Here is a 26658-nt window from a genome sequence, read left to right on the forward strand (position 1 = left end):
CACGGGGGCAGAGGGCGATGCCGAGCCTGAAGGACCTGCGTGGGCGCATCAACAGCGTGAAGTCCACGCGGAAGATCACCCAGGCCATGAAGATGGTCGCGGCGGCCAAGCTCCGCCGCGCCCAGGCCCAGGCCGAGGCCGCCCGGCCCTATGCCGAGCGGATGGAGCGCATGCTCGCTTCGCTGGGCGCGGCCGTCGCCTCCTCTCCCGACGCGCCGCGCATGCTGGTCGGCACCGGCGAGGACCGCGCGCATCTGCTGGTGGTGGTGACGGCCGATCGCGGCCTCGCCGGACCGTTCAACACCAATGTCAGCCGCATGGCCCGGCTGGTGATCCGCCGCCTGGAATCCGAGGGCAAGACCGTCCGCATCCTCTCGGTCGGGCGCAAGGGCGCGGCCTATCTGAGGCGGGAGTTCGCCAGCCGTTTCGTCGGCGAGATCTCCTTCATGGGCAAGAAGCGGATCGAGTTCGCCGACGCGGAGGAGATCGCGCAGCGCGTGGTGGCGCTGCTCGAGGACGGCGCCTTCGACGTCTGCACGCTGATCTACAACCGCTTCCGCAGCGTCATCAGCCAGATCCCGACCGAGCAGCGGCTGATCCCGGCGCCGATCCCGGAAACCGCCGGCCAGCCCGCCGCCGCTGGCCCGCAGGCCCTCTACGAGTACGAGCCGGCCGAGGAGGAGATCCTCTCCACCCTGCTGCCGCGCAACCTGGCGATCCAGATCTATCGCGCCCTGCTCGAGAACAACGCGGGCTTCTACGGCAGCCAGATGACGGCGATGGACAACGCCACGCGCAACGCCGGCGAGATGATCAACAAGCTGACCCTCAACTACAACCGCACGCGCCAGGCCAACATCACCAAGGAGCTGATCGAGATCATCTCCGGGGCCGAGGCGGTCTGAGGAGCACGAAGGATGAAGAACAACGTCGGACGCATCAGCCAGGTGCTCGGCGCGGTCGTGGACGTGCAGTTCCCGGGGGAGCTGCCGAACATCCTGAACGCGCTGCATACCAAGAACGGCGACCAGACGCTGGTGCTGGAGGTGGCGCAGCACCTCGGCGAGCGCACCGTGCGCTGCATCGCCATGGACATGACCGACGGGCTGGTGCGCGGCCAGGAGGTGGTGGACACCGGTGCCGGCATCGCCGTTCCGGTGGGCGAGGCGACGCTCGGGCGCATCCTCAACGTCATCGGCGAGCCGATCGACGAGCGCGGCCCTGTCAAGGGCGAGAAGACCTACACCATCCACCGCGAGGCCCCGCCCTTCGAGGAGCAGGCGACCTCGGCCGAGATCCTGGTCACCGGCATCAAGGTGGTGGACCTGCTCGCCCCCTACCTCAAGGGCGGCAAGATCGGCCTGTTCGGCGGCGCGGGCGTCGGCAAGACCGTGCTGATCCAGGAGCTGATCAACAACATCGCCAAGGCGCATGGCGGCGTCTCGGTCTTCGCCGGCGTCGGCGAGCGCACGCGCGAGGGCAACGACCTCTACCACGAGATGATCGACGCCGGCGTCATCAAGCTCGGCGAGAACGGCTCCACCGAGGGCTCCAAGGTGGCCCTGGTCTACGGGCAGATGAACGAGCCGCCGGGCGCGCGCGCCCGCGTCGGCCTCACCGGCCTGACGCTCGCCGAGTACTTCCGCGACGAGCAGGGCCAGGACGTGCTGTTCTTCGTGGACAACATCTTCCGCTTCACGCAGGCGGGCGCGGAGGTGTCGGCGCTGCTCGGCCGCATCCCCTCGGCGGTGGGCTACCAGCCGACGCTCGCCACCGACATGGGCGCGCTGCAGGAGCGCATCACCTCCACCAAGAAGGGCTCGATCACCTCGGTGCAGGCGATCTACGTGCCGGCCGACGACCTGACCGACCCGGCGCCGGCCACCTCCTTCGCGCACCTCGACGCCACCACCGTGCTGTCGCGGCAGATCGCCGAGCTCGGCATCTACCCCGCCGTGGACCCGCTCGACTCCACCTCCCGCGCGCTCGACCCGCGGATCGTGGGCGAGGAGCACTACCGGGTGGCGCGCGAGGTGCAGCGCATCCTGCAGACCTACAAGTCGCTGCAGGACATCATCGCCATCCTTGGCATGGACGAGCTGTCGGAGGAGGACAAGCTGGTGGTGGCGCGCGCGCGCAAGATCCAGCGCTTCCTCTCCCAGCCCTTCCACGTGGCGGAAGTGTTCACCGGCTCGCCCGGCGTGTTCGTGCGGCTCGAGGACACCATCCGCTCCTTCGCCGCCATCGTCTCCGGCGAGTACGACCACCTGCCGGAAGCGGCCTTCTACATGGTCGGCACCATCGAGGATGCGGTGAAGAAGGGCGAGTCCCTGAAGGCCGCCGCCTGATCCAGCCGTCCGGCGCCGCTGCGGCGGCCGGCGCGGGCCTCGCGCCCGTGCCTGCCGCCGCGGGCGAGGCAAGGAGCGTTAGATGGCCACCTTCCTGCTTGAACTCGTCTCCCCGGAGCGGCTGCTGCTCTCCCGCCAGGTGGAGATGGCGGTGATCCCCGCCGCGGATGGCGAGATGGGCGTGCTGCCCGGCCACGCGCCGATGATGGTCGCGCTGCGGGGCGGCGTCATCCGCGTGCGCGAGAACGGCGCGGAGACCGAACGCCTGTTCGTCGCCGGCGGCTTCGCCGAGGTGACGGAGACGCGCTGCACGGTGCTCGCCGACGAGGCGACGCCCCTTGCCAGCCTCTCGCGCGCCGAGGCGGAGCGGCGGGTGAGGGAGGCGGAGGAGGCCTACGCCGCCATCACCGCCGAGGACCCGCCGGAGAAGCGCGAGGCGGCGATGAACCGCGTGCTCTCCATGCGTGCCATGCGCGACGCCGCCGAGGCGGCCTGAGCCCGGCGCCAGGAGCCGGAAGGCAGCGCCGCGGCATCCGCGGGTGGCGCGCGCCTCCCGCCATGCGCGCACTGCTTGAAACGCGCATTTCCACGACGAAAATGGGCCCGGGGCGGATCGCGGATGGCCGGAAGCGGCCAGGGCGCGCGACTCCGTCCCGCAGGCAAGGATTCGGAGCCGTCGCCGCGGGCGCGGGCGGCTCCTGGGCGTTGCGGTCCGGGCCGGCACGATCCGGGCCGCCGCGCGAGCCGGGCGCGTGGGGGATGCATGAAGCATTGGCGTATCGAGCAGGTGGCCTGGGACCGCTTCGACCCGTCGGCCGTGGACCCGCAGATCATCCCGCTGGTCAAGGCCGCGGCCATGGTGGAGCGCAACGGCGGCGATTACGCCCTCTATCTCAACCGCGTCTTCCATGACGATCCGGATTTCCGGCAGGCCGCGGACAATTGGGCGGTGGAGGAGATCCAGCACGGCGACGCGCTCGGGCGCTGGGCGACGCTCGCCGACCCGTCCTGGGACTACGCCGCCGCCTTCGAGCGCTACCGCAGCGGGTTCAAGATCAACATCAATGCCGACGCCTCCGTCCGCGGCAGCCGCACGGGGGAGCTGATCGCCCGCTGCATGGTGGAGACCGGCACCTCCTCCTACTACACCGCCCTCGGCGAGGCGACGCAGGAGCCGGTGCTGAAGCAGATCTGCAGGCTGATCGCGGCGGACGAGTACCGGCACTTCAAGCTGTTCTACGACCACATGAAGCGCTACCTGGCGCGGGAGAACCTCTCCTTCCTGCAGCGCCTGCGCGTCGCCGCGGGGCGGATCGGCGAGACGGAGGATGACGAGCTCGCCTTCGCCTTCCACTGCGGCAACGAGGATCCCGCCACCCCCTACGATCATCGCCGCTGCACCGCCGCCTACATGGCCCGTGCCATGGCGTTCTACCGCTTCCACCACATCGAGCGCGGCATGGGCATGATCTTCAAGGCGATCGGGCTTGAGCCGCGCGGCAGGCTCTCCGCGCTCGCGGCGCGTGGCGCCTGGCGGCTGCTGCGCTGGCGGCACGGCCGCTTCCGCCGGATGCTCGAAGGCGCGGCGCCACCCCGCGCCGCGCCGCTGCCGCAGGCGGCCTAGCGCGTCTTCCGTTCGCCCTGGCTCACGACGAACGCTTCTCGTCCTTCGACGTGCGGGCATCTTCACCCGTTCGGGCGGATCCGCCTGAACGGCATCTGCCCCACAGCGTGATCCGCGGTGACGGATCACGCCTCCGCCCTTTGAGCGGCCGGTTCTCCGCTCCGGTGCTCCCGCCTGCGCGGATCGGGGCCCAGAGCGGGTGGCGGCGGGCGGGAAACAGCCGGGAGCGCGGGGCGGCTTCGCGCCATCCCCTCCCATTTTTCGTGAACCTCTCCGCGACGCGGGGCGTTGCATCGGCAGGTGGCCCCTCGGGGCGGAATGTCCTTAGGGACGGAGCAACGGATACGCGGCGCGCGTGCCGACCGGCCGCTGCCGCAGCGGAGGCAAGACGTGAAGAAGCTCGTTCCGGCGGCAATGGCCGTCTCCTTCCTGATGCTGGGCTTCCACGCCCCGTTGGCGGCCCAGGCGGTGGACCCCTCCGCGCCCGGCAGCGCCTCCGGCGGCGTGATGGCGCAGGCGGTGGACCCCTCCGCGCCCGGCAGCGCCTCCGGCGGCGTGATGGCCCAGACCGGACCGGCACCGCAGGGCCAGCCGGCGCCAAGCGCGGGGCAGGCGGGGGCTCCGGCGGCACGCGCCGCCCAGATGGATGAGGACCAGGTTCGCAGCCTGCTGCGCGCCCGGGGCTACACCGACATCAGCGATGTCGAGCGCGACGGCGACACGGTGTCCGCCAAGGCGAAGCGGGACGGCCGCGAGGTGCGGCTGCGCGTCGACACCTCCACCGGCACGGTGACGCAGCAGGCCGCCAACTGAGGCATCGTCGGCGGGCGGCGGCCGGTCGCTTCCGCTGATCCTGGGAGCGCCCATCCGCGCGGAGGGGGTGTCGTGGCATCTCGGGCGGGTGGGTCGGTCGGGTTGCTGGTGGCCGGGGCGCTGCTGCTCCCACCCCGCCCCCTGGGGGCGGAAGAGGGGAAGCCGCAGCTCCGCCTATTCGGCGACACGCTGACGCTGCGTCCCACCGGGCTGCTGCAGCTCGATGCCGGCAGCGTCTTCGGCAGGACGCCGTCCGACGCCCCGGATGGGGGCCTCAATCCGCGCCGGCTGCGCCTGGGGCTGCAGGCGGAGTGGCGGGAGGACCTCACCCTGATCCTCGTCTGGGATTTCGGCGGCACTCCGGGCAGCCGTTCCCGCCTGCATGAGGCGAGCATCGCCTATTCCGGCCTCGATCCCTTCACCCTCACCGTCGGCGTGTTCCGGCCCCGCCTGACGTTGGAAGGCTCTCAGCGCGCAGCGGAAACGCTGTTCCTGGAACGCGCCGCCATCGTCGGCGCGGCAAGCTCCCTCGCCGCCGGCTCCGGCCGGGTCGCGGCGGAACTCCGGGCCGAGGGGGAAAGGTGGATGGCCGCTGCGGCGCTGACCGGCGGACGCACCGGCCCGGGCGAGGACAGCACCCAGCGCGGCGCGACCGCCCGCCTCGCCGGGCTGCCGGTCAGGCGGGAGGAAGGGCCGGCCCTGCACCTTGGCCTGTCGGCCTCCTGGTCCTTCCGGCCGCCGCGCGGGGGCCTGGGCAGGGCGGTGGAGCTGTCCGAACCGCCCGAGCTGGCCCTCGACCGCACCGACCCTCCCCTGGACACCGGGGCGATCCGCGCCGGCGCCGCGCGCAGCGGCGGCGTGGAGGCCGGCCTGGCCCATGGCCGCCTCTGGGCACAGGGTGAATGGCATGGCATCGCGGTGGAACGCGCGGGCGGCGGTACGCTGCGCTTCTCCGGCTGGTACGCGCAGGCTGCCTGGGCCCTGATCGGCCAGCCGCGGGAATGGGAGCCCACCCTCGGCGCCTGGGGCGCCCCGAAGCCGTCCGGCGGCTTCGACCCCGCCGCCGGGCGGTGGGGAGCGGTGGAGATCGGCGCGCGCTATTCCGTGCTCGACCTGAACGATGGCGACATCCGCGGCGGGCGCCAGCGGGTCTGGAGCGCCGGCCTCGGCTGGTGGCCGGTGGAAAGCCTGCGCCTCCTCGCCCAGTACCAGTACGGCCAAGTGCGCGGCGGCGGGACCGATCGCAGCTTCCAGGCCCTCGCCCTGCGGGCGCAGTGGCGCTTCTGAGGAAGTGTGGCTCCCCCTATCCGTCCCGTGCCGTGCGGATCGCCTGCCAGACCCGGAGCGGCGTCGCCGGCATGTCGAGCGCGGTGACGCCGAGCGGCGCCAGCGCGTCCAGCACCGCCGCCATCACCGCCTGCGGCGCGGCGATGGCGCCGGCCTGGCCGCAGCCCTTCACCCCGAGCGGGTTGGAGGCGGTGGGGCATTCCCCGAAGCCGATCTCCAGCGCCGGCAGGTCCGCCGCCCGTGGCAGGCAGTAATCCATGAAGGAGGCGCTGAGGAGCTGGCCGGAGCCCGCCTCGTAGGCCACCGCCTCCATCAGCGCTTGGCCGATGCCCTGGGCGACGCCGCCCTGCACCTGCCCCGCGGTGAGCAGCGGGTTCACCAGCCGCCCGTAATCGTCCACCGCCTGGTAGCGGAGCAGGGCGATGGCCCCCGTCTCGGGGTCCACCTCCACCTCCGCCACATGGCAGCCGGCGGGGAAGGTGACACGGTCCTCCGGGTTCAGCGCCTCGGCCGCGAGGCCCGGCGCCATGCCCTCGGGCAGGCTGGCGGGGTCGCGCGCCGCCTCGGCGACGGCGGCGAGCGTCACGCCGCGCTCGGTGCCGCGCACGGTGAAGCGCCCGGCGGCGAAGTCGAGCTCGGAGGGCGCCGCCTGCAGCAGATGCGCGGCGATGGCGCGCGCCTTGCCGAGCAGCGCCTCCGCCGCCAGCACCAGCGCCCCGCCGCCGAGATGCAGCGAGCGCGCCCCGCCATGCCCGGCGCCGCGCGGAATCGCCGCGGTGTCGGCCTGCACCAGCCGGAACCGCTCCACCGGCAGGCCGAGGCGGTCCGCGGCGACCTGGGCGAAGCTCGTCTCGTGCCCCTGGCCGTTGGACTGCGTGCCGAGCAGGATGGACACGGTGCCGTCCGCCTCGAAGCGCAGCCCGCCCCATTCCTGCGGCGCGCCGCGCGCCGTCTCCAGGAAGCAGGCGAGGCCGAGGCCGCGCCGCCGGCCGCGCGCCTCGCTCTCCGCGCGGCGGGCGGCGAAGCCGGGACGGTCGGCGAGGCGCGCCGCCTCCTCCAGGTTCTCGGCGAAGCGCCCACAATCCATCATCATGCCGAGGGCGCTGCGGTAGGGGAAATGCCGCACCAGGTTGCGCCGGCGCAGCTCCACCGGATCGAAGCCGCAGCGCCGCGCCGCCTCCTCCACCAGCCGCTCGGTCAGGTAGTTCGCCTCCGGCTTGCCGGCGCCGCGATAGGCGTCCACCGGCGCGGTGTTGGTGAAGGCGCCGCGCACCTCGACCAGCATCGCCGGGATGGCGTAGGGGCCGCCGACGGCGGTGGAGAAGGAGTTGGTCGGACAGGCCGGCCCGGCCGGCGAGCAGTAGGCGCCGAGGTCGGCGATCATCTCCGCGTGCAGCGCCAGGAAGCGCCCCTCCGCGTCCAGCGCCAGCCGCCCGCGCCCCTGCACCGCCCGCCCATGCACGGCGGCGAGGAATTCCTCGGTGTGGTCCGCCACCCACCTCACCGGCCGGCCGAGGCGGCGCGCGGCGGAGAGCAGCATCACGTATTCGGGAAAGAGAAAGTTCTTCAGACCGAAGCCGCCGCCGACATCGGGGCAGTGCACGCGGATGCGCTCGCGCGGCAGGCGGAACACGGCATCGGCGAGCTGGTCGCGGATGTTGTGCACGGACTGGCCGGCGAGCAGCAGGTCGAAGCCGCCCGTCGCCGGATCGTGGCGGGCGATGGCGGCGCGCGGCTCGATCGGCGCGGCGTGGACGCGCTGGTTGACGAGGTCGAGCGCCACCACATGGGCGGCGTCGGCGAAGGCCGCCTCGGTGGCGGCGCGGTCGCCCTTCTCGAAGCGGAAGGCGAGGTTGCCCGGCGCCTCCTCCCACAGCAGCGGCGCGCCGGGGACGAGGGCCGCGGGCGCCTCGGTCACCGCGGGCAGAGGCTCGTAGGCGACGCGGATCGCCTCCGCCGCGTCGCGCGCCGCCGCCGCGCTGTCAGCGACGACGAAGGCGACGCCCTCGCCCACATGGCGCACGCGCTCCCGCGCCAGGGCATGGCGCGGCGGGATGATGAGCGGGCCGCCAACGGTCTGCACCGTCGCGGGGCAGGGCAAGGGACCAAGCCCCTCCGCCGCCAGATCCTCCCCGGTCAGCACCGCGCGCACGCCCGGCATGGCGCGCGCCGCCTCGGCATCCAGCGCGGCGATGCGGGCATGGGCGTGTGGGGAGCGCAGCACCACGCCATGGAGCTGTCCCGGCTCCTGGAGATCCGCGACATAGCGCCCCCGACCGGTGAGGAAGCGCGCATCCTCCACGCGGCGCAGGCCGCGGCCGACGAAGCCTTCGGGCATCCGCCCCTCCTACAGCCGCTCGCCCGTGCCCGCGCCGTCCCGCGGCGTCGGGATCCACCATTCCTCGCCGCGCGCGGTGGTGACGTATTCCGGCCAGCGCAGGTCCACCGGCGGAGGGAAATCGCGCGGCAGCAGCGGCGCCACCCACTCCGTGCCGCCGATGCCGCCGCCGGTGCGGCGCCGCCACTCCGCCTGCGCCGCCTCGAGCAGGCCCGGCTTCAAAGCGAGGTCAAGGAAGGTGAGCGCCATGGTGCGGCCGGCGACGAACATGCCCGGATCTATCGCCGCCGGCAGGCCGCCGAGGGCGTTGTGCGCCCAGGCAGGATACTCGTAGCCCGGCTCGGGCGGGCGCAGCCGCGGCCGCGCCGTCAGCAGCCGCACCGTCGGGCAGTGCCAGCAGAATTCCACGTAGTCGTCGGCGGAGAGATGCTTCTGCCAGGCGGGCAGGAAGGCGCGCAGGCCGGCCTCGAATTCCTGCGGCGAGGTCAGGCGGGTGTTGGCCGGGGCGAAGGGATCCTCCATCGGCGCGAGGCCGAGTGTCTTCTGGATCTCCCGCGCGAAGGAGACGGCCTCCTTCCCATAGGCGGGCGGCCCCACCTCCTGCAGATTGGCCCAGGTGGCCTCGGTCAGCACGGCGTTGGGCAGGCCGACCCGGGTCTTGGTCACCCAGCGCAGCGAGGCGACGCAATGCGTCGCCGCCGCCGCGCTGCGCGCGTTGGCGACGAGGATGTCGGCGATCCGCTGCTGCAGCGCCAGCGAGGGGGAGCGCCAGGAATACTGGATCTGCGCGAAGCGCGGCGCCAGGTTGTCCGAGGTGGCGTCGCCGCCGGCGAGGATGAACTCGTTCAGCGTCCAGGCCCCCGTGTGGGGGAACATCGCCTCCTTGGTGGTCTTGGTGGTCATGTACATCAGCATCAGCGCGTCGATCGCGCCCGGCGCGCGCGCCGCGGCGTGGCCGATGTCGCGGATCGGCAGCAGGGTCTTGTCTATCCAGGTCTCCGGGGCGAGGCATTCGAAGGTGAAGACCGCCGACCAGTAGGCGCCGAACTGCGTTTCCGCCGTGACGGTGCTGGTGGCGTGCGGGTGGTACACCACCGCGGCGTCGAGCCCGTCGTAATAGCCCTTGGCGGCGTGCACCGGCTTGGAGCCGCACACCTTCTCCGCCGGTTCTCCGAACAGCACGAGCTGCCCGGGAATGCCGTGCCGCTCCATCGCCGCCCTGGCCGCCAGGATGCCGGTCAGCGCCGCGGTGCCGAGGGAGGAGTGCGGGTCAGTATGCCCTGCCGCCCAGGGATGCAGACCCTCCCGCGGCGCCTTCCAGGGCACCACCTGCTGCGACTGCGCCGGCACCGCGTCGTATTCGGCGAAGCTGGCCAGCACCGGGCCGCCATTGCCCCGTCCCTGGCCCCAGCGGGCGCAGAAGGCGGTGGGCATGCCGCCCGAACCCTCCTCGACCTCGAAGCCTTCCTCGCGCAGCAGCGCCACGTAGGCGGCGGCCGATTTGTATTCGCGCCAGGCGGGCTCGGCGTAGTCCCAGATGCGCCGATTGAAGGCGGAGAGCCGTGCCTCGTTCGCCGCGATCCAGTCCAGCGCCGTCCGGCGCGCCTCCGGCAGCTCCGCCATAATGCCTCCCCCTCTCCGGTGCGCGCGCAGAGTAGGGCCCGGGCGTGGCCGCGCGCCAGCCGCCTGCGCTCAGGATGCGAGCCTTTCCTCGACGAAGTCGAGCCGGTCCTGTCCCCAGAAGATCTCCTCGCCGATCACGTAGCTCGGCGCGCCGAACACGCCGCGCCCGAGCGCCGCCTGCGTGTCGGCCTCCCGCCTCTCCCGCCAGCGCGGCTCGGCGCCGAGGCGCATCACCGCTTCAGCGTCCAGGTCGCATTCGGCGATCAGGGCCGAGAGGGTGGCGGGATCGCCCGTGTCCTTCTCCTCCTCCCACAGCGCCTTCAGGACGCGGTGGGCAAGGCGGAGGGCCGGCGCATCGCCCTGCGTCTCGCGCAGCGCGATGACGCAGCAGGCGGCGGGCAGCTCGTCGGCCGGGAAGTGCCTCGGCTGCAGCTGGATCGGGATGCCGAGGCGGTCGCGCCAGCGCCTGAGCTCCTGCAGCCGGTAGGCCTGGCGCTGCGGCGAGCGCTTCGGCAGCGGCAGCCCGCCCGAGCCGGCGAAGATGGCGCCGAAATCCACGGGGAACACGCGCAGGCCGGCGCCGTGCCGCGCCGCCATCGCCTCGATGCGCGCCGCGCCGAGATGCGTCCAGGGCGAGTTGAGGGAGACGTAGTAGTCAATGTGGCGGGCCATCGGGTCTCTCCTGGAAGGCAAGGAACTCCCGGCGGTCCAGCGCGCACCGCACCTCATGCCCCGCCGTCCCGCGCGGCCGCAGGCCGAGCTTGGCGGCGACGCGCAGCGAGGCGGCGTTCTCCGCATGGATGCCGGCGACGATGCGCGGCAGGCCGAGGGCGACGAAACCGTGGCGCAGCACGGGCGCCGCGGCCTCGGTGGCGATGCCGCGGCCCCAGGCGGCGGGGCGCAGCCGCCAGCCGATCTCGATCTCCGGCCCCTCGCCATCCTCCGGGATCAGCAGCACCCAGCCGAGGAAGCCGCCCGCGGCGGCGTCCAGCACGCTCCAGTAGCCGAGGCCCGGCGGCCAGGGGCCGAGGGTGCGCGCCTCGATGAAGGCGCGGTGACCCGCCGGATCCTTCCAGGGGCCGTCCACGAAGCGCGTCACCCCCGGCTCGCGGTCCATCGCCAGGCAGGCCTCGGTATCCGCCAGGCGCCGGGGGCGCAGGCGGAGGCGCGGCGTGGCGAAGCAGGGCTGGCTCACCCGGCGAGAAGCGGGGCGCCGGTGGCCGCCCGCGCCGCCTCCAGCGAAATGCCCGGTGCCAGCTCCCGCACCCGGAAGCCCTCGCCCACCGGCTCGAACAGGCCGAGATTGGTGCAGGCGAGCGTCACCACCCCGCGCGCCGTCACCGGCAGGGCGCAGTCGCGCACCAGCCGTGGCGCCCCGTTCCTCTGCGTGTGCTCGAGGATGACGAACACCCGCCTCGCCCCGGCGGCCAGGTCCATCGCGCCGCCGATGGTGCCGCCCTTGGCGCCGGCGAGCTTCCAGTTGGCAAAGTCGCCGCGGCAGGAGACTTCGTAGGCGCCGAGCACGGTCACGTCGATGCGGCCGCTGCGGATGATGGCGAAGCTGTCGGCGTGGTGGACGATGGAGGCGCCGGGGCGCAGCGACACGTTCTGTCCGCCGGCATTCACCAAGTGCAGGTCCTCCTCGCCCGGCGGCAGCACCGGGCCGTAGCCGATCACGCCGTTCTCCGCGTGGTAGGTCACCTCGCGGCCCCCGATGTCGGTATTGGAGCAGAGCGTCGGGATGCCGATGCCGAGATTGACCACCCAGCCGTCCTGGAACTCCTGCGCCACCCGGTCGGCCATCTGCTGGCGGCTCCAGCCGGTGGCCGGGGCGCTCGCGGGCGTGGGGGCCTGAGCCGGCCCGCCGGACAGGGGCCGGCTCATCGCGCGCGCTCCACCCGGCGGACGGTCCACAGCCCCTCGGGCGGAGGCGGGACCTTCACCATGCGCTGCACGAACATTCCCGGCAGGTGGATGTGGTCGGGGTCGAGGGCGCCGACGGGCAGGATCTCCTCCTCCACCTCGGCGATCGTCAGCTTCGCCGCCATCGCCATGATGGGGCAGAAATTCCGCTGCGCCAGGCGGAACACCAGGTTCCCCGCGGCATCGGCCTTCCAGGCGCGGATCAGCGCCACGTCCACCGGCAGCGCGTATTCCAGCAGGTATTCGCGGCCGTTGATCACCCGCGTCTCGCGCCCCTCCGCCAGCTCGGTGCCGACCGCGGTCGGCGTGTAGAAGGCCGGAATGCCGGCGCCGGCGGCGCGCAGCCGTTCGGCCAGCGTGCCCTGCGGCACCAGCTCGGCCTCCACCTCGCCGGCCTCGTAATACCGGGTGAAGGGGATCACGTCGGTCGGGCGATTGGCGGCGGTGAAGCTGCAGATCACCTTCCGCACCTGCCGGTTCTCGACCAGCATCGCCACGTCGGGCATGCGCGGCTGGTGCGCCCCGCCGGTGGTGTTGGCGACGCAGGTGAGGTCCTTCGCGCCCTGGGCCAGCAGCGCCCGGATCAGGTTGTAGGGCGTGCCCGGCCCGGCGAAGCCGCCGAAGGCGATCACCGCCCCGTCCGGCATGTCCGCCACCGCCTCGGCGAAGCTGCCGAGGATCTTGCCTCGTCCCGCCATCGGTCCCGCGTTCCCTCCATGGTTTGGGGAAAGCTTAGGGCGGTCCGCGCGGGGGCGCGAGCGGGCAGCGTCCCGCCCCGCATTCCCGCCCGCGAATCGGTGACGAAACCTTGCGGCGCGCCATGCGTCCGGGCCGACAATGAGGCTGTTCCGCTGCCAGGCCTGCGGCCATCGGCTGCATTTCGAGGAGCGGCGCTGCGGGCGCTGCGGGCACGCGCTCGGCTACCTGCCGGGCGCCGAGACGCTGAGCGCGCTCGAGCCCGATGGCCGCGCCTGGCGGGCCCTGGCCATGCCGGAGGGGCGCTTCCGCTACTGCGCGAATGCCGACCATGAGGCCTGCAACTGGCTGCTGCCCGCCCGCTCGCAGGACTCGCTCTGCCTCGCCTGCCGGCACAACCGCACCCTGCCCGACTTGGCGGCGCCGGAGAACCTTCCGCCCTGGCGCCGCTGGGAGGAGGCGAAGCGGCGCCTGATCTACACCCTCCGCCGCCTCAACCTTCCGATGCCGGATCGCCGGCAGGATCCGGCGCGCGGCCTCGCCTTCGACATCCTTCCCGATCCGCCCGGCGGCCCGCCCGTGGTGTCGCGACACGCCGATGGCGTGATCACCCTCGCCCTGGCCGAGGCGGAGGCGGCTGCAGGGTCTCGCCCCGGCGGGGAACCGGGCGGCCCTGGCTCCACCCTGCTGTGCCGCCTGCGCCAGCAGAGCGGGCACTACTACTGGGACCTGCTGGTGCGGGATGGCGGGCGGCTCTCCGCCTTCCAGGCCGCCTTCGCCGGGGGGCGCCCCGCGCGGGCCCGGGGGGAGGAGGCGGGGGACGCGCCGCGGGAGGCCTTCGCCCGGAGCTGGGCGCAGTGGCTGCAGATGCTGGACATGCTCGAGATGGCGGCGTCGCTCGAACTCTGCCTCGGTTCCGGAGAGGGCGAGTCCTGGGCGGCGCGCGGCTTCGATCCCTATGCCGCGCCCGATGCGGAAGCGCTGGCGGCGCCGTGGCGGCACCTCGCGCGGGCGCTGGAGGGGCTGAACCGCTGCGCGGGCGCGCCGGGGCACGATCAGGCCGCACCGCCGTCCGAGGCCCTGTCCCGGATCGGCCTCATCCACCGGCTGGCGCGCGAGGCGAGGGGCGGCCAGGGCGAGGCGCGCCCCTGAGCGAGGCGCCTCTCCTCCGGAGGGGTCAGCGCCCGCCACCCTCCACCCACAGCACCGCCCGCGCCAGGGCGAGCATCGCCTCCACGGCGCCGCAGGGCACCGCCAGCACCGCCGGGAAGGACAGCAGCGCCAGTACGAGGCCGCCGCCCTGGGCCAGCACCGCAAGGGGCGAGAGCAGGGCCAGCGCCATCAGCATCAGGAAAGGCGTTTCGGCACGCGCCGCGGGCGCGACCGCCATGGCTCGCCGCATGATCGGGTCTCCTTCCTTTCCTTCCAGCGGCGCTCCCGCCCCGCGGTTGCACGGGCGGTCGCGGTCAGCGCCCCTGCCGGCCGATCCGCCGCAGCGTCCCGATCCAGGCGGCGCGCCTTGCCGGGCCCATGGCCTCAACCGGTCCGATCAGCGTCTCACGGATCGGGCCGAGGCCGACGAAGCGCAGCACGTTGCGCTCCAGGCTGCGCAGGCTGTGGGCGCCGAACCACCAGCGATAGACCAGCGCCGGCATGCCCATGGTGATGACGATGCGGGCGCTGCGCCCCTTCAGCAGCGGCGCGTGGCCGAGGCGGCCGGCGGAGCCGATCGCGAAACCCGGCCGCAGCACCTGCTCGAGGAAGGCCTTGAGCATGGCCGGCAGGGTGCCGAGCCAGAGCGGGTAGAGGATCACGATGTGCTCGGCGCGCCGGATCGCCTCCTGGCAGGCGCGCAACGCGGCGGGCGGCTCCGCCGCCTGCCACTCGGCCTGGCTGCGCAGGAAGGGGATTTCGAGCGTGGCGACGGCGATGCGCTCCACCTCATGCCCGGCTGCCTGCGCGCCCTCGGCGTAGGCATTGGCGAGCGCGCGCAGGTAGCGCGCCGGGTCGGGATCCGGATGGCCCTCGATCAGCAGGATGCGCTTCGCCATGCCCGGCCGTCCCATGGGGCGGCCCCGGATCGCCGCCGCCGCCCCAGCCTGCCAAGGGGGGACGAGGCGCGTCAATCGCGCCCCGGGGGCTTACCGGGGCGGCGGAATTGCGCCCATCATCGCCGCCGCTGCGGAAGGGGGAGAACCACCATGCCCAAGGTCCAGGCGGAGCGGCTGCGGGAGATCGGGCAGGCGCTGCTCGTCGCCGCCGGCGTGCCGGAGGAGGAGGCGGCGACGGTGGCGCGCCATTGCGTGAACGCCAACCTCGCCGGCCATGACAGCCACGGGGTCATCATGATCCCGAACTACATCGAGCGGGTGAAGGTCGGCCACATCCTTCCCGGCGCGCCCTTCACCATCGTGCGGGAGAGCCCGACCACCACCGTCGTGGACGGCAATTGGGGCTTCGGCTACGTCGTCAACGAACGCGCGATGCGGCTGACGATCGAGAAGGCCGCGGCGCAGGACATCGCCGCCACCACCGTGTTCCGCCAGGGCCATGTCGGGCGGCTGGCGAGCTATCCGCTGATGGCCGCCGAGGCCGGGATGATCGGCATGGCCTGGGCGGATTCCGGCCGCTCGCCGAAATCCGTCGCTCCCTTCGGCGGGCGCGAGGCGCGGCTCGGCACCAACCCCTGGGCGATCGCCGTGCCTTCCGACCTGGAGGGGCCCTTCTGCATGGACTTCGCCACCTCGGCGGTGGCGATGGGCAAGGTGAAGCTCGCCGAGGCGCGCGGGCAGGAGATTCCGCGCGGCTGGGTGGTGGACGGGGAGGGGGAGCTCACCACCGACCCGAAGAAGCTCGCGGGTGGCGCGCTGCTGCCCCTCGGCGGGCCGGGGGAGGGCTACAAGGGCACCGCCCTCGCCGCCATGGGCGAGGTGTTCTGCGGGATCCTGACCGGCCTCGGCTTCGGCGTGGAGCCTTCGGGACGGCACAATGACGGCTGCTTCCTCCTTGCCATCAAGGTGGAGGCGTTCCGCCCGCTGGCGGCGTTCCGCAGGGAGGTCGCGGAATTCGCGCGCTACCTGAAGGCGACGCCGCCGGCCAGGGGCAGCCAGGGCGTGCTCTACCCCGGGGAGGTCGAGCACCTGGCGGCGCGAAGCCGCGCCGTCGAGGGGATCGAGATCGAGGAGGCCACCTGGGCGAAGCTGCGTGGGCTGGCCGAGGCCTCCGGCCTGGCGGACCGGCTGGGCTTCGCCTGATACCCCCACCCCGGATGCCCGGGGGCGATCCCGGAAACGGCCCCGGGCATCACACCCAGCCCGGCTCCGGGTCGTAGCGGATTAAGACGAGGACGAGGCCGGCGGCGGGGGCAGTCTGCCCGGCGCGGGTCCGGTCCCGCCCCTCCAGCACCTGCCGAGGCCAGGAGACGGGCCGCCGGCCGAGCCCCACCTCGGCCAGCGTGCCGACCAGGTTGCGCACCTGGTGGTGCAGGAAGCTGCGCGCCTCGGCCACCACCACCACCTCCTCCCCCTGGCGGGACACCTCCAGGCGGTCGAGGGTGCGGAGCGGGCTCTTCGCTTGGCAGGCGGCGGCGCGGAAGGCGGAGAAGTCGTGCCGGCCCAGCAGCGTCTGCGCCGCCGCATGCATCGCCTCGGCGTCGAGCGGGTGCTGCAGGTGCCAGACCCGGCCGCGGTCCAGCGCCGGCCGGGCGGGGCGGTTCAGGATGCGGTAGCGATAGCCGCGCCGGGTGGCGGAGAAGCGGGCATGCCAGCCCGGCGGCGCCAGGGCAGCGCGAAGTACCGCGACGGGATGCGGCCTGAGGTGGTAGTTCAGCGCCTCCCGCAGCCTTTCGGGCGGCATGTCCCGGGCGAGCCCGATCTGCACCACCTGGCCCTCGGCATGCACGCCGGCATCGGTGCGGCCGGCGGCGACGGCCTGGACCGGGGCGCCGCCATTCAGCCGCGCCGCCGCCGCCTCCAGCACCTGCTGCACGGAGAGCCCCTCCTCCTGCCGCTGCCAGCCGACGAAGGGGGCGCCGTCATACTCCAGGGTCAGGGCGTAGAGGGGCATGGGGCAAGCAGCGTGCCGGGCGGCAGCGGGAAGCCGCGCAGGAAGGCCGCGGCGGGCAGCGGCGCGCGGCCGGGGCGCTGCAGGCGGAGCAGGCGCAGCGCACCCCCGCCGCAGGCGATGGTGGCCGCGCCGTCCAGCACCTCCCCCGGCCGGCCGGCGCCGGGGACGGGCTCGGCCTCCAGCACCCGGATGCGCTCGCCGGCATGGTCGAAGAAGGTGCCGGGCCAGGGGTTCAGGGCCCGCACGCGCCGGTCGAGCGCGGCCGCGTCCTGGCGCCAGTCGAGCCGCCCATCCTCCTTGCCGAGCTTGGGGGCGTAGGTCGCGCCCTCCGCGGGCTGCGGGGTGGCGGGCGGATCGGTTTCCAGCGCCTCCAGGATCAGCCGGGCGCCGAGGGCGGCCAGCGCATCGTGCAGCTCGGGCGTGGTGCTGCGCGGGCCGATCGGGACGGCGGCCTTGAGCAGCATCGGGCCGGTGTCCAGCCCCTCCTCCATCCGCATGATGGTGACGCCGGTCTCGGCGTCGCCGGCCAGGATCGCGGCCTGGATCGGCGCCGCGCCGCGCCAGCGCGGCAGCAGCGAGGCATGGATGTTGAGGCAGCCGCGGCGCGGCGCGTCAAGCATGGGGCGGGGCAGGATCAGCCCATAGGCCGCGACCACCGCCGCATCGAGGCCGAGGGCCGCGAAGGCCGCGTGCTCCGCCGCCTCGCGCCGCAGCCGCGCCGGGGTGCGGACGGGAAGGCCGAGTTCGAGCGCGACGCGGTGGACGGGGCAGGGGGTCTCGCGGTGCCCCCGCCCGGCCGGGCGGGGCGGCTGGCAGTAGACGGCGGCGATCTCGTGCCCGGCCCCGTGCAGCGCCCGCAGCGCCGGCACGGCGAAATCCGGGCTGCCCATGAAGGCGAGGCGCAGCTTGGCGGCGGCCCGGCTCACGCCCTCTCCCGCGCCTTCGCCTTCAGCTCCTTGGCCAGCTTGCGCAGGATCATGTTGCGCTTGAGCGGGCTCAGATGGTCCACGAACAGCACCCCGTCCAGGTGGTCCACCTCATGCTGCAGGCAGGTGGAGAGCAGCCCCTCCGCCTCGATCTCCCGCCGCGCCCCGGTGAGGTCCTGATAGCGCAGCCTGACCCGGGCCGGACGCGTCACCTCGGCATACTGGCCGGGGAGGGAGAGGCAGCCCTCCTCCCGCGTCGCCTGCTCGGCGCTCGTGGCGACGATCTCGGGGTTCACCAGCACCAGCGGGTCGCGCGCCTCGTCCTTCTGCAGGTCCACCACCACGAGGCGCAGCCCCACCCCCACCTGCGGGGCGGCGAGGCCGATCCCCGGCGCGGCGTACATGCTGGCCAGCATGCGCGGCGCCAGGTCGCGGACCGTGTCGGCATCGCCGGGGCCGACCGGGCGGGCCCTGGCGCGCAGCCTGGCATCGGGCACCAGCAGGATGGGCAGGAGGGCGTCGTCGCTCATGTCGGGGGGCGCATGTAGGGCCCGTGTGACCCCCTTGCAACGGCATGGCCGGCCGACAAGATCAGGGGACACAGGCGGGGTGCTTCGGGTCCCGCCGGACGCTTCGCTCTGGACGAGGAGGCTCGGATCGTGTCGCGCTCCCCCCTGTTCGGCTCCCCGCTCTTCCTGGGCTTCGACCATCTCGAGCAGATGCTCGACCGGGTGGCGAAGAACGCCGACGGCTATCCTCCCTACAACATCGAGCAGACGGGCGAGAACCGGCTGCGCATTACCCTTGCCGTTGCCGGCTTCGGCATGGACGACCTGCAGATCACGCAGGAGGACAACCAGCTCGTGATCCGCGGCAAGCAGAAGGAGGAGCAGGAGGGGCGCGTGTTCCTGCACCGCGGGATCGCGGCGCGGCAATTCCAGCGTGCCTTCGTGCTCGCCGAGGGGATCGAGGTGGAGGGCGCCTGGCTCGACAACGGCCTGCTGCACGTGGACCTGCGCCGCCCGCAGCCAGAGGTCCGGGTCAGGACGATCGAGATCAGGAACCAGGGCAACGGGGCCACGCGGACCGTTGTCGAGGGACGTGCCGAGAAGCGGTAGCGGCGCGGGATCGGAGCGCCGGACGGCGCGTTCCGGTCAGCGTCCCCCGACCGCTTCCAGGGGCGTCGTGTCCCGCATGGGCCAGCGTGCCGTGCAGGAAGGAGACAACAACATGAACGGGAACGATTTCTCGGATGGGTCGCCGGGGCAAGCGCCCCTGGTCAGCCTTCGCCAGCTTTCCAAGGCGGATTGGGCCCGCTTCGGGACCGGTGAGATCGCCTATATCCGCCCGGTGGTGGTGAACGGGGTCCGCATCATGGCGATCCATGCCGCCGACGGCACGCAGATCGGCGCCGCGCCGGATGCGCAGCTTGCCGCAGCCGCCATCCGCCAGCACGACATGGAACCCGCGCTGGTCCACTGAGCGCGGAGACCCCGCCTCCCGCACGCGGGAGTGGGCCGCGCCCTACCGGATGGCCGCCGCATCCTCGCCGGCGCCGCTGAACAGGTGCAGGCGCTCGGGATCGAGGCCGAGGGCGACCGTCTCGCCCGGATGCAGCACCGTCGCCGCCGGCGTGCGCACGATGACGGAGTGGCCGTTCAGGGCGATGAAGTGGAAGCGCTCCGCTCCGGCCAGCTCGGAAACCGTGACCTGCGCCGGAATGGCGCCCGGCGTGCCCGGCGGCACCAGGGAGATGTCCTCCGGCCGGATGCCGAGCGTCGCCTGGCCCGTGGTCCCCTGCCGCGCCGCGGCCGGGGGGACGGGCACGGTGATGCCGGGGGCGGAGAAGAGCAGGCGGCCGCCCTCCGGACGCAGGGTGCCCTCGATCATGTTCATGGAGGGGGTGCCGATGAACTCCGCGACGAAGCGGTTGGCGGGGCGGGAATAGACCTCCTCCGGCGTGCCGACCTGCTGCATCACCCCATGGTTCATGACGATGATGCGGTCCGACAGCGTCATCGCCTCGAGCTGGTCGTGGGTGACGTAGATCATCGTCGTGCGCACCTTCTGGTGCAGCGCGGCGAGTTCGGCGCGCATGTGCACGCGCAGCTTGGCGTCCAGGTTCGACAGCGGCTCGTCGAGCAGGAACACCGCCGGATCGCGGATCAGCGCCCGGCCCAGCGCCACGCGCTGGCGCTGCCCGCCGGAAAGCTGGCGCGGCCGGCGGTCGAACAGCGGGGTGATCTGCAGCATGGCGCCGATCGCCGCCACCTTGCGCTCCCGCTCCTCGCGCGGCACGCCGCGCTTCCTGAGGCCGTATTCCAGGTTCTGCCGCACCGACATGTGCGGGTAGAGCGCGTAGCTCTGGAACACCATGGCGATGTTGCGGTCCCGCGGCTCCAGCCCGGTGATGTCCTGCCCGTCGAACAGCACGCGGCCGGAGGTGGGCGTCTCCAGCCCGGCGATGATGCGCAGCGCCGTGGACTTGCCGCAGCCGCTCGGCCCGACCAGGGAGACGAACTCGCCGTCGGCGATGTCGAGGGTGAGGTCGCGCAGCGCGTGCACCGCGCCGCCGATGCTGCGGAACTCCTTGTGCAGGCGGTCGAGGCGGACCGTGGCCATCGCTCAGCCCTTCACGCCGCCGGCGCCGAGGCCGGTGACCAGGTAGCGCTGGATCAGCCCGAAGGCGAGGGCCATCGGCAGCGTGGCGAGGGTGGAGGCCGCCATGATCAGTCCCCAGTTGGTGTCGGTGGTGGAGACGAAGCGCATCATGCCGGGCGGAAGGGTGCGCAGCGCCTCGTCCGAGATCAGGATCAGCGCGAACAGGTACTCGTTCCAGGCGAACAGGAAGGCGAAGATGCCGGTGGCGATGATGCCCGGCACCGCCTGCGGCAGCACCACGTCCCACAGCGCGCCGAGGCGCGAGGCGCCGTCGATCAGCGCCGCCTCCTCCAGGTCGATCGGGATGGAGGCGAAGAAGTCGCGCATCACCCACATGACGAAGGGCACCGCGAAGGTGAGGTAGGCGAGCGACAGGCCGAGATGGCTGTTGGTGAGGCCGAGCTGGCGGAACAGCAGCAGCAGCGGGATGATCAGCAGCGCGCCCGGGAACATGTAGGCGAGCAGCACCATCCGCCCGTACGCCTCCTTGCCGCGAACCTTCAGGCGCGCGAGCGCATAGGCGCCGAGGATGCCCACGGCCAGCGCCATGAAGGTGGACATCAGGCAGACCTGCAGGCTGTTGAGGAACAGCCTGCCGAAATCGGTGAGCAGGAACAGCTCCACGTAATGCTCGAGCGTCCACCGCTCCGGCAGCCAGGTGGGAGGGACGCGGAACACCTCGGTCTGCGGCTTGAGCGAGGTGATCGCCATCCAGTAGAGCGGGAAGGCGACGAAGATCAGCAGCAGGGCCGCGGCCCCGTAGATGCGCAGCGCCCGCAGCATCAGTCGTTCTCCTTACGCAGGAAGGCGAAGTACACCGACATCACCGCGATCAGGATGAAGAACATCACCACGGCGATGGCCGAGCCCCGGCCGAGCTCGTACACGCCGAAGGCCTGCTCGTAGACCAGGATGGGCAGGGTCATGGTGGCGCGCAGCGGGCCGCCGCCCGTGAGCAGGAAGACGATCTCGAAATTGTTGAACATGAAGATGGTGCGCAGCAGCGCCACCACCAGAAGCACGTCGCGGAGCTGCGGCAGGGTGATGTCGAAGAAGCGCGCGATCGGGCCGGCGCCGTCTATGCGCGCCGCCTCGTAGAGGTCCTGCGGGATCACCTGCAGCCGCGCCAGCACGATCACCACCACGAAGGGGAAGTACTTCCAGACGCCGACGAAGACCACGCTCCAGAAGGCGCTGTCGGGCTGCGACAGCCAGGCGATGGGCCGGCTGACGATGCCGGTCTGCACCAGCACATAGTTGATCACGCCATAGAGCGCGTTGTAGAGCAGCATCCACACCAGGATGACCGACACCACCGGCATCATGTAGGGGAACAGCACCAGCCCGCGCACCAGGGAGCGGCCCTGGAAGGACTGGTGCAGCAGCAGCGCCACCGCGGTGCCGAGCACGATCTGCAGCCCCACCGTCGCGCCCGCCCAGAAGGTGGAGATCAGCAGCGAGTGCCAGAAATTCGGGTTGGTGAACAGCCAGACGTAGTTGCCGAGCCCCACCCAGGTGCCCTCGGGGTCGAGGACATGCCGCTCGAAGAAGCTGGTGTAGATGCCGTAGGCCAGCGGGAAGACCAGCAGCACCAGGAAGGTGAGCGCGCTCGGCAGCAGCAGGATGATGCCGAGGTGGCGATCGAGCAGCGTCGAGGCGAGGGTGCGGGCCGCCCCGGCCCGTTCCCGCACCGCGCCGTCCTCGAAGGTCCGGACGGCGCCCTGGGGGGTGTCGGAGGCCATCTGCGCCGCGCCCGGCTCAGGGCCTGATGTCGCGGGTGACGGCGACCGCCTCCCTATGCGCCTTCTCGACCGAGATCGCGACGGGCTCCCGCCCCAGCACGATGCGCTGCACCATGTCGGGGATGATGTTGCGGGCCTCGAAGGCGTCCCATTTGTAGTTGAAGGGATGATTCGGTCCCTCGTAGGCGGCGGAGATGCCGAAATCGATCGGCTCGATCAGCGTGGTCACGATCTCCGGATGCTTTCGTATCCATTCATGCTGGTGGAGCATGGGCATCACCGAGTTGCGCGTCGGCACCACATGCGCGATCACCGGCTCCATCAGCATGAACATCTGCTGCGGCTGCAGCATGTACTTGACGAAATCCATAGCCAGGCGCGCGTTGCGTCCGCGATAGACCACGAACTCGTCCCAGCCATAGGCGGTCGCCGGACGCTTGTCGTAGGGGATGTGGACGGTGCGCGTCTTCGGCAGCAGATCCGGCGCCTGCTGGTAGAGGTGGGACAGCACCCGCCCCCAGTAGAAGGTGGTCGCCGCCTTGCCCGAGGTGTAGGCGGCCGAGGCCTCGCGGAAGCCGTACTGGCCGATGTCGGGCGGCGAGAAGCGGCACATCTCCGCGTAGTAGGTCATCGCCCGCCGCACCTCGGGCGTGTCGAGGGTGACGTTGAGCTTCTCGTCGAAGATCTGTCCGCCGGCGCTCCAGATGCAGATGCTGGCCTGGATCTGGGTGTTCCAGGTGCGCCCCGCCGGGAAGCATGCGCCGAAGATCCCCTGGGCGGGCTTGGTCATCTTCTCGGCCGCGGCGCGGTAGTCGTCCCATGTCCTCGGCAGCGGCACCCCCGCCTCCTCGAACAGGTCGGTGCGGCACCACAGCACGGGCCATTGTGCCCCGTAGGGGATGGCGGCCTGCACGCCGTTGAAGTTCCAGGCCGCGAGGCTCGGCTGGTGGAAATCCTCCCGCCCCAGCTCGTCCACGATGGAGGAAAGGTCCATCAGCAGGTTGCGGCGCGCGGCGCTGGCCATGAAGCCGACGCGGCTCGATCCCGCCACGATCTCGGGGGGCGTGCCGGCCATCAGGTCGGCCGAGATCTTGCGCACCAGATCGTCCCAGGAGGCGTATTCCGGCTGATAGGTCACGCCCCGCCGCTCGCCGGTCCAGGCGGCTCCCAGCGCCTGCCATACCCGGATCTGGCTCGGGTCGGTCTCGGGCGTCAGCAGGCGGACCGTCCCCTGTTGGGCGTGCGCGGTGCGGCCGATGCCGCCAAGGGCGACGCCAAGCCCGGCCAGCGCCCCGGTCCTGATCAGGTCCCGTCGGTACATGCCCCGTCTCCTCCGTGGTTCCCGGCCCCGCGCCCATGTCGTTGCGGGAGCCGAGTTGTTGTATTTGCCGTCGAGCTTTGCAAAATGCCCTTGGCCGTGCAACCCCGAAGGGTGCGGGCGGCCTGCCATGCGCGCGCCATCCGCGCGAACTCCCAGGAGAGAGAATCATGCAGCTCGTCTCGTGCGCAGGCCGGGAGGTGCCACCGGCGCTTCCCATGGCATGGCGTGGCGCACCCCGATGACGGATACGGCACGCGACGCCGACAGCTTCGACTACGTCATCGTCGGCGCCGGCGCCGCAGGCTCGGTGCTCGCCAACAGGCTGACCGAGGATCCCGGCGTCACGGTCTGCGTGCTCGAGGCCGGGCCGCCCGACCGCAACCCCTTCATCCACATCCCCGCCGGCTTCATCAAGACGCTGCACGATCCCGCCATCACCTGGCAGTTCCGCACCGAACCCACGGAGAACACGGCAGGGCGACGCATCGCCACGGTGCAGGGGCGCACCCTCGGCGGGTCCAGCTCGATCAACGGCATGATCTACAACCGCGGGCAGCCCGCCGACCTCGATAGCTGGGCGCAGCGCGGCAATCGCGGCTGGAGCTACGCGGATTGCCTTCCCTACTACCGCCGCAGCGAGAACCGCATCGGCCTCTGCGACGAGACGAGGCGCGGCCGCCAGGTCGACGGCATCCCGATCACCGACATGGACTGGATCCATCCGATATCGGAGGCCTTCATCGCCGGCTGCGTCGCCCTCGGCATCCCGCGCAACCCGGACTACAACAGCGGCGACCAGGTGGGGGTCGGCTACTTCCAGCGGGCCATACGCAACGGCCGTCGGGTCAGCGCCGCGCGGGCCTTCCTGCGCCCCGCCCTGTCGCGTCCCAACATCGAGGTGCGCACCAACGCCCGCGCCGCCGCCATCCTGTTCGAAGGGCGCCGCGCGGTGGGCGTGCGCTACCTCCATGCGCGGGGCGTGCCGGCGCGGGAGGTGCGGGCGCGGCGCGAGGTGATCCTCTCGGCGGGCACGGTGAACACGGCGCGGCTTCTGCAGGTCTCGGGCGTCGGCCCGGCGCCGCTGCTGCAGCGCCTGGGCGTCGGGGTGGTGCACGCGCTTGCGGGCGTGGGCGAGAATTTCCGCGACCATTACGCCTCCCGCTTCGTGGTCCGCGCCAGGCCCGGCGTGCCCACCTTGAACGAACTCTCGCGCGGGCTCCGCCTCGGCGTGGAGATCCTGCGCTGGGGGCTGCGCCGCCCCTCCATCCTCGCCACGGCGCCGTCGCATGTGCACGTGTTCTGGAAGTCCTTTGAAGGGCTGGATGCGCCCGACCTGCAATGCGTGTTCACCCCGGGCAGCTACGCCGAGGGCAAGGTCTACGTGCTGGACGACTACCCCGGCATGACCGCGGGCGCCTGGCAGCACCGGCCGGAGAGCGTCGGCTGGGTGCGGGCGCGCAGCACCGATGTGTTCGAGGATCCCGAGATACAGCCGAACTACCTTTCGCATCCCATGGACCGGCGCGTGCACCTCGCCGGCATGCGGCTGGTGCGGCGCCTGCTCTCCACCCCTCAGCTCGCCCCCTATGTGGAGCGCGAGACGCTGCCGGGCCCGAAGGCGCAGAGCGACGACGAACTGCTGGACTTCGCCCGCCGCAACGGCTCGACCACCTATCACCTGATCGGCACCGCCCGCATGGGGCCGGCCACCGATCCGACCGCGGTCGTGGACGATCGGCTTCTGGTGCACGGAATGGAAGGGCTGCGTGTCGTGGATGCCTCCATCATGCCGAGCATGCCCTCCGCCAACACCTATGCGACCACGCTGATGATCGCGGAGAAGGCGGCCGACCTGATCCGCGGCCGCCAGCCCCTCGCGCCGGCCGAGGCGGAGCCGGCCGACGCCGCGTCGACAGCGTGATCCACCTTGGTGGATCGCGCTTCCGCTTCTTGCCAGATGGCCGAGTCACCGCTCCGGCGGGTTCGCTCCTGCGGATCAGACGCTAGTTGAACACCGGCACCACGAGCTGGCCCGGCAGCCATAGCGCCAGGATCGGGAAGAACATCACCAGCAGCAGCACGCAGCCATCCGCCAGCAGGAAGGGCGAGGAGCCCCAGATCACCTCGTGCAGTGGCACCCGCGTGGTGCCTGCGACGGCGAACAGGTTGAGCCCCACGGGCGGGATGATGACCCCCATCTCCATCGCCAACGCCACCAGGATGGCGAGGTAGATGGGATCTATGCCGAGCGCCATGGCGATCGGGAAGAACAGCGGCACCGTCAGCACCACGATGGCGATGCCGGAGAGGAACATGGACAGGAACAGCAGGATCGGCATCAGCACCGCCAGGAAGCCGAGCGGCGAGAGGCCGAGATTGCCGGCCCATTGCGTCAGGTGCTGCGCCCAGCCCTGGTTGGCGAGCACGAACTGGAACACGCCGACGCAGCCGAGCAGGAAGATGATCACCGCGGTCAGGTTGAGCGAGCGCTGCGTCACCGCCACCAGATCCGCCAGGAAGGCACGCCGCCGGGCGATCGCACCATAGATGAGGGCATAGCCGCAGGCGGCGGCGCCGGCCTCGGTCGGGGTGAACAGGCCGCCATAGAGACCGCCCAGGATGAGCACCGGCATCAACAGCGCGGGCCAGGCCTCCTTCGTCGCGTCCAGGAGCGCGCGCCAGCGGAACTCTCCCGAGGGCAGCTTCAGGTAGAGGGCGAAGAAGACGAGCGCCACCGCGTTGCCGAGGGCGAGCAGCAGCCCTGGCACCACGCCGGCGAAGAACAGCGAGACGATCGAGGTCTCCGTCATCACCCCATACAGGATCAGGGTGATGCTCGGCGGAATCAGGATGGCGATGCCGCCGCCCGAAGCGATCAGCCCGGCGGCGAGCCAGGCGGGATAGCCGCGCCGGCGCATCTCGGGATAGGCAATCACGCCCATGGCTGCCGCCATGGCGGTGCTGGAGCCGGAAATGGCCCCGAAGATGATCGCGGCGAGCAGAGTGGCGAAGCCGAAGCCGCCCGGCACCCAGCCGATGAGCGCGTCGGCGAAGCGAAACAGCCGGTCTATCAGGCCGGTGCGCTCCATCAGGAAGCCGGCGTAGATGAAGAACGGCACCGCCATCAGCGTGTACTTGCTGACGAAGTTGAAGAAGGAGCGGAACACCGTCGCTTCGCTCAGCAGCGGATCCTGCATGATGAAGAGCAGGCTCGCACCGGCCAGCACGATGCCGATCGGCAGGCCGAGGGCGAGCAGCACGATGAAGGAGCCGGTCAGGATCGCCATGCCC

At 72.1% G+C, this 26658-nt stretch carries 27 protein-coding genes; 11 read left to right on the top strand and 16 right to left on the bottom strand.

All coding sequences use genetic code 11. The annotated features are described in order from the left end of the window. The first annotated feature begins 17 nt into the window (after nucleotides 1–17). The 6 genes from ET526_RS05695 (at nucleotide 18) to ET526_RS05720 (ending at nucleotide 6072) form a co-directional block, all read left to right on the top strand. Nucleotides 18–905: a F0F1 ATP synthase subunit gamma gene (locus ET526_RS05695; RefSeq protein ID WP_135466712.1), complete on the top strand. Its 888-nt coding sequence runs from the start codon at nucleotides 18–20 to the stop codon at nucleotides 903–905. A 12-nt stretch (nucleotides 906–917) separates the two neighbouring features. Then, nucleotides 918–2348 carry a F0F1 ATP synthase subunit beta gene (gene atpD / locus ET526_RS05700; RefSeq protein WP_135466713.1) on the top strand — a complete coding sequence of 477 codons (1431 nt, stop codon included), beginning with the start codon at nucleotides 918–920 and terminating at the stop codon, nucleotides 2346–2348. A gap of 82 nt (nucleotides 2349–2430) precedes the next feature. Beyond that, nucleotides 2431–2844: an ATP synthase F1 subunit epsilon gene (gene atpC / locus ET526_RS05705; RefSeq protein ID WP_135466714.1), complete on the top strand. Its 414-nt coding sequence runs from the start codon at nucleotides 2431–2433 to the stop codon at nucleotides 2842–2844. A 267-nt stretch (nucleotides 2845–3111) separates the two neighbouring features. Next, the gene (locus tag ET526_RS05710; protein ID WP_135466715.1) at nucleotides 3112–3972 is read left to right on the top strand and encodes an acyl-ACP desaturase; all 861 of its coding nucleotides are present in this window, start codon (nucleotides 3112–3114) and stop codon (nucleotides 3970–3972) included. Nucleotides 3973–4362: 390 nt separating this feature from the next. Next, complete coding sequence (locus ET526_RS05715; RefSeq protein WP_158295501.1) at nucleotides 4363–4785, top strand: PepSY domain-containing protein; 423 nt, start codon at nucleotides 4363–4365, stop codon at nucleotides 4783–4785. Between the two features lie 72 nt (nucleotides 4786–4857). Continuing rightward, entirely contained in the window at nucleotides 4858–6072 is a 1215-nt protein-coding gene (locus tag ET526_RS05720; RefSeq protein WP_158295502.1) for an OprO/OprP family phosphate-selective porin, read from the top strand. A 16-nt stretch (nucleotides 6073–6088) separates the two neighbouring features. Here the strand turns inward: ET526_RS05720 and ET526_RS05725 are convergent, their stop codons facing one another. From ET526_RS05725 to ET526_RS05750, 6 genes are all read right to left on the bottom strand, one after another. Continuing rightward, entirely contained in the window at nucleotides 6089–8410 is a 2322-nt protein-coding gene (locus tag ET526_RS05725) for a xanthine dehydrogenase family protein molybdopterin-binding subunit (protein WP_135466718.1), read from the bottom strand. A 9-nt stretch (nucleotides 8411–8419) separates the two neighbouring features. After that, on the bottom strand, nucleotides 8420–10033 hold the full coding sequence (locus ET526_RS05730; RefSeq protein ID WP_135466719.1) for a zinc-binding metallopeptidase family protein: 1614 nt from the start codon (nucleotides 10031–10033) through the stop codon (nucleotides 8420–8422). A gap of 69 nt (nucleotides 10034–10102) precedes the next feature. Then, complete coding sequence (locus tag ET526_RS05735; protein ID WP_158295503.1) at nucleotides 10103–10705, bottom strand: 2-hydroxychromene-2-carboxylate isomerase; 603 nt, start codon at nucleotides 10703–10705, stop codon at nucleotides 10103–10105. Next, entirely contained in the window at nucleotides 10689–11228 is a 540-nt protein-coding gene (locus ET526_RS05740; RefSeq protein ID WP_135466721.1) for a GNAT family N-acetyltransferase, read from the bottom strand. The genes ET526_RS05735 and ET526_RS05740 overlap by 17 nt, the downstream gene beginning before the upstream one ends. Continuing rightward, complete coding sequence (locus ET526_RS05745; RefSeq protein WP_135466722.1) at nucleotides 11225–11917, bottom strand: 3-oxoacid CoA-transferase subunit B; 693 nt, start codon at nucleotides 11915–11917, stop codon at nucleotides 11225–11227. Before ET526_RS05745 ends, ET526_RS05740 begins: the two co-directional genes overlap by 4 nt. Further along, nucleotides 11914–12654, bottom strand: coding sequence for a CoA transferase subunit A (locus ET526_RS05750; RefSeq protein WP_135466723.1), 741 nt, complete (start codon nucleotides 12652–12654; stop codon nucleotides 11914–11916). The genes ET526_RS05745 and ET526_RS05750 overlap by 4 nt, the downstream gene beginning before the upstream one ends. A 139-nt stretch (nucleotides 12655–12793) precedes the next feature. On the opposite strand from ET526_RS05750, the gene ET526_RS05755 reads away from it, so the two are divergent. After that, complete coding sequence (locus ET526_RS05755) at nucleotides 12794–13804, top strand: putative zinc-binding metallopeptidase (RefSeq protein ID WP_135466724.1); 1011 nt, start codon at nucleotides 12794–12796, stop codon at nucleotides 13802–13804. A gap of 25 nt (nucleotides 13805–13829) precedes the next feature. Here ET526_RS05755 and ET526_RS05760 read toward each other — a convergent pair whose 3' ends face one another. Together ET526_RS05760 and ET526_RS05765 are read right to left on the bottom strand one after the other, a co-directional pair. Beyond that, a complete protein-coding gene (locus tag ET526_RS05760; RefSeq protein WP_135466725.1) occupies nucleotides 13830–14054 on the bottom strand; it encodes a hypothetical protein in 225 nt (74 codons plus the stop codon). Nucleotides 14055–14118: 64 nt separating this feature from the next. After that, nucleotides 14119–14703, bottom strand: a complete 585-nt coding sequence (locus ET526_RS05765; RefSeq protein WP_135466726.1) for an NAD(P)H-dependent oxidoreductase — start codon at nucleotides 14701–14703, stop codon at nucleotides 14119–14121. 150 nt (nucleotides 14704–14853) lie between these two features. Between ET526_RS05765 and ET526_RS05770 the strand changes: the two genes are divergently transcribed. Beyond that, on the top strand, nucleotides 14854–15906 hold the full coding sequence (locus tag ET526_RS05770) for an Ldh family oxidoreductase (RefSeq protein WP_135466727.1): 1053 nt from the start codon (nucleotides 14854–14856) through the stop codon (nucleotides 15904–15906). A gap of 49 nt (nucleotides 15907–15955) precedes the next feature. On the opposite strand, the gene truA is transcribed toward ET526_RS05770, so the two are convergent. Genes truA through def form a run of 3 tightly spaced genes read right to left on the bottom strand, consistent with a single transcriptional unit; the run spans nucleotide 15956 to nucleotide 18173 of the window. After that, nucleotides 15956–16717, bottom strand: coding sequence for a tRNA pseudouridine(38-40) synthase TruA (truA, locus tag ET526_RS05775; RefSeq protein ID WP_135466728.1), 762 nt, complete (start codon nucleotides 16715–16717; stop codon nucleotides 15956–15958). Beyond that, a complete protein-coding gene (gene fmt, locus ET526_RS05780) occupies nucleotides 16699–17622 on the bottom strand; it encodes a methionyl-tRNA formyltransferase (RefSeq protein ID WP_135466809.1) in 924 nt (307 codons plus the stop codon). The genes truA and fmt overlap by 19 nt, the downstream gene beginning before the upstream one ends. A gap of 17 nt (nucleotides 17623–17639) precedes the next feature. After that, complete coding sequence (gene def, locus ET526_RS05785) at nucleotides 17640–18173, bottom strand: peptide deformylase (protein ID WP_135466729.1); 534 nt, start codon at nucleotides 18171–18173, stop codon at nucleotides 17640–17642. 189 nt (nucleotides 18174–18362) lie between these two features. Between def and ET526_RS05790 the strand changes: the two genes are divergently transcribed. Together ET526_RS05790 and ET526_RS05795 are read left to right on the top strand one after the other, a co-directional pair. Continuing rightward, complete coding sequence (locus ET526_RS05790; RefSeq protein ID WP_135466810.1) at nucleotides 18363–18761, top strand: Hsp20 family protein; 399 nt, start codon at nucleotides 18363–18365, stop codon at nucleotides 18759–18761. A 76-nt stretch (nucleotides 18762–18837) separates the two neighbouring features. Continuing rightward, nucleotides 18838–19125, top strand: a complete 288-nt coding sequence (locus ET526_RS05795) for a DUF1150 family protein (RefSeq protein ID WP_240048274.1) — start codon at nucleotides 18838–18840, stop codon at nucleotides 19123–19125. A gap of 42 nt (nucleotides 19126–19167) precedes the next feature. Here the strand turns inward: ET526_RS05795 and ET526_RS05800 are convergent, their stop codons facing one another. The 4 genes from ET526_RS05800 to ET526_RS05815 are packed head-to-tail and all read right to left on the bottom strand — an operon-like array spanning nucleotide 19168 to nucleotide 23367. Continuing rightward, nucleotides 19168–20265 (bottom strand): ABC transporter ATP-binding protein, encoded by a 1098-nt coding sequence (locus ET526_RS05800; protein ID WP_135466730.1) that lies wholly within the window; start codon nucleotides 20263–20265, stop codon nucleotides 19168–19170. 3 nt (nucleotides 20266–20268) lie between these two features. Then, nucleotides 20269–21087, bottom strand: coding sequence for a carbohydrate ABC transporter permease (locus tag ET526_RS05805; RefSeq protein ID WP_135466731.1), 819 nt, complete (start codon nucleotides 21085–21087; stop codon nucleotides 20269–20271). After that, entirely contained in the window at nucleotides 21087–22046 is a 960-nt protein-coding gene (locus tag ET526_RS05810) for a carbohydrate ABC transporter permease (protein WP_135466732.1), read from the bottom strand. Before ET526_RS05810 ends, ET526_RS05805 begins: the two co-directional genes overlap by 1 nt. Before the next feature lie 16 nt (nucleotides 22047–22062). After that, nucleotides 22063–23367 (bottom strand): ABC transporter substrate-binding protein, encoded by a 1305-nt coding sequence (locus tag ET526_RS05815; protein WP_158295504.1) that lies wholly within the window; start codon nucleotides 23365–23367, stop codon nucleotides 22063–22065. A gap of 238 nt (nucleotides 23368–23605) precedes the next feature. Here ET526_RS05815 and ET526_RS05820 point away from each other — a divergent pair, with 238 nt between their 5' ends. Then, nucleotides 23606–25288 (top strand): GMC family oxidoreductase, encoded by a 1683-nt coding sequence (locus ET526_RS05820; RefSeq protein ID WP_135466734.1) that lies wholly within the window; start codon nucleotides 23606–23608, stop codon nucleotides 25286–25288. 82 nt (nucleotides 25289–25370) lie between these two features. Here ET526_RS05820 and ET526_RS05825 read toward each other — a convergent pair whose 3' ends face one another. Next, entirely contained in the window at nucleotides 25371–26654 is a 1284-nt protein-coding gene (locus ET526_RS05825) for a TRAP transporter large permease (protein ID WP_135466735.1), read from the bottom strand. Nucleotides 26655–26658 lie beyond the last annotated feature (4 nt).

Source organism: Crenalkalicoccus roseus, from assembly GCF_004761865.1.
GTDB lineage: Bacteria > Pseudomonadota > Alphaproteobacteria > Acetobacterales > Acetobacteraceae > Crenalkalicoccus > Crenalkalicoccus roseus.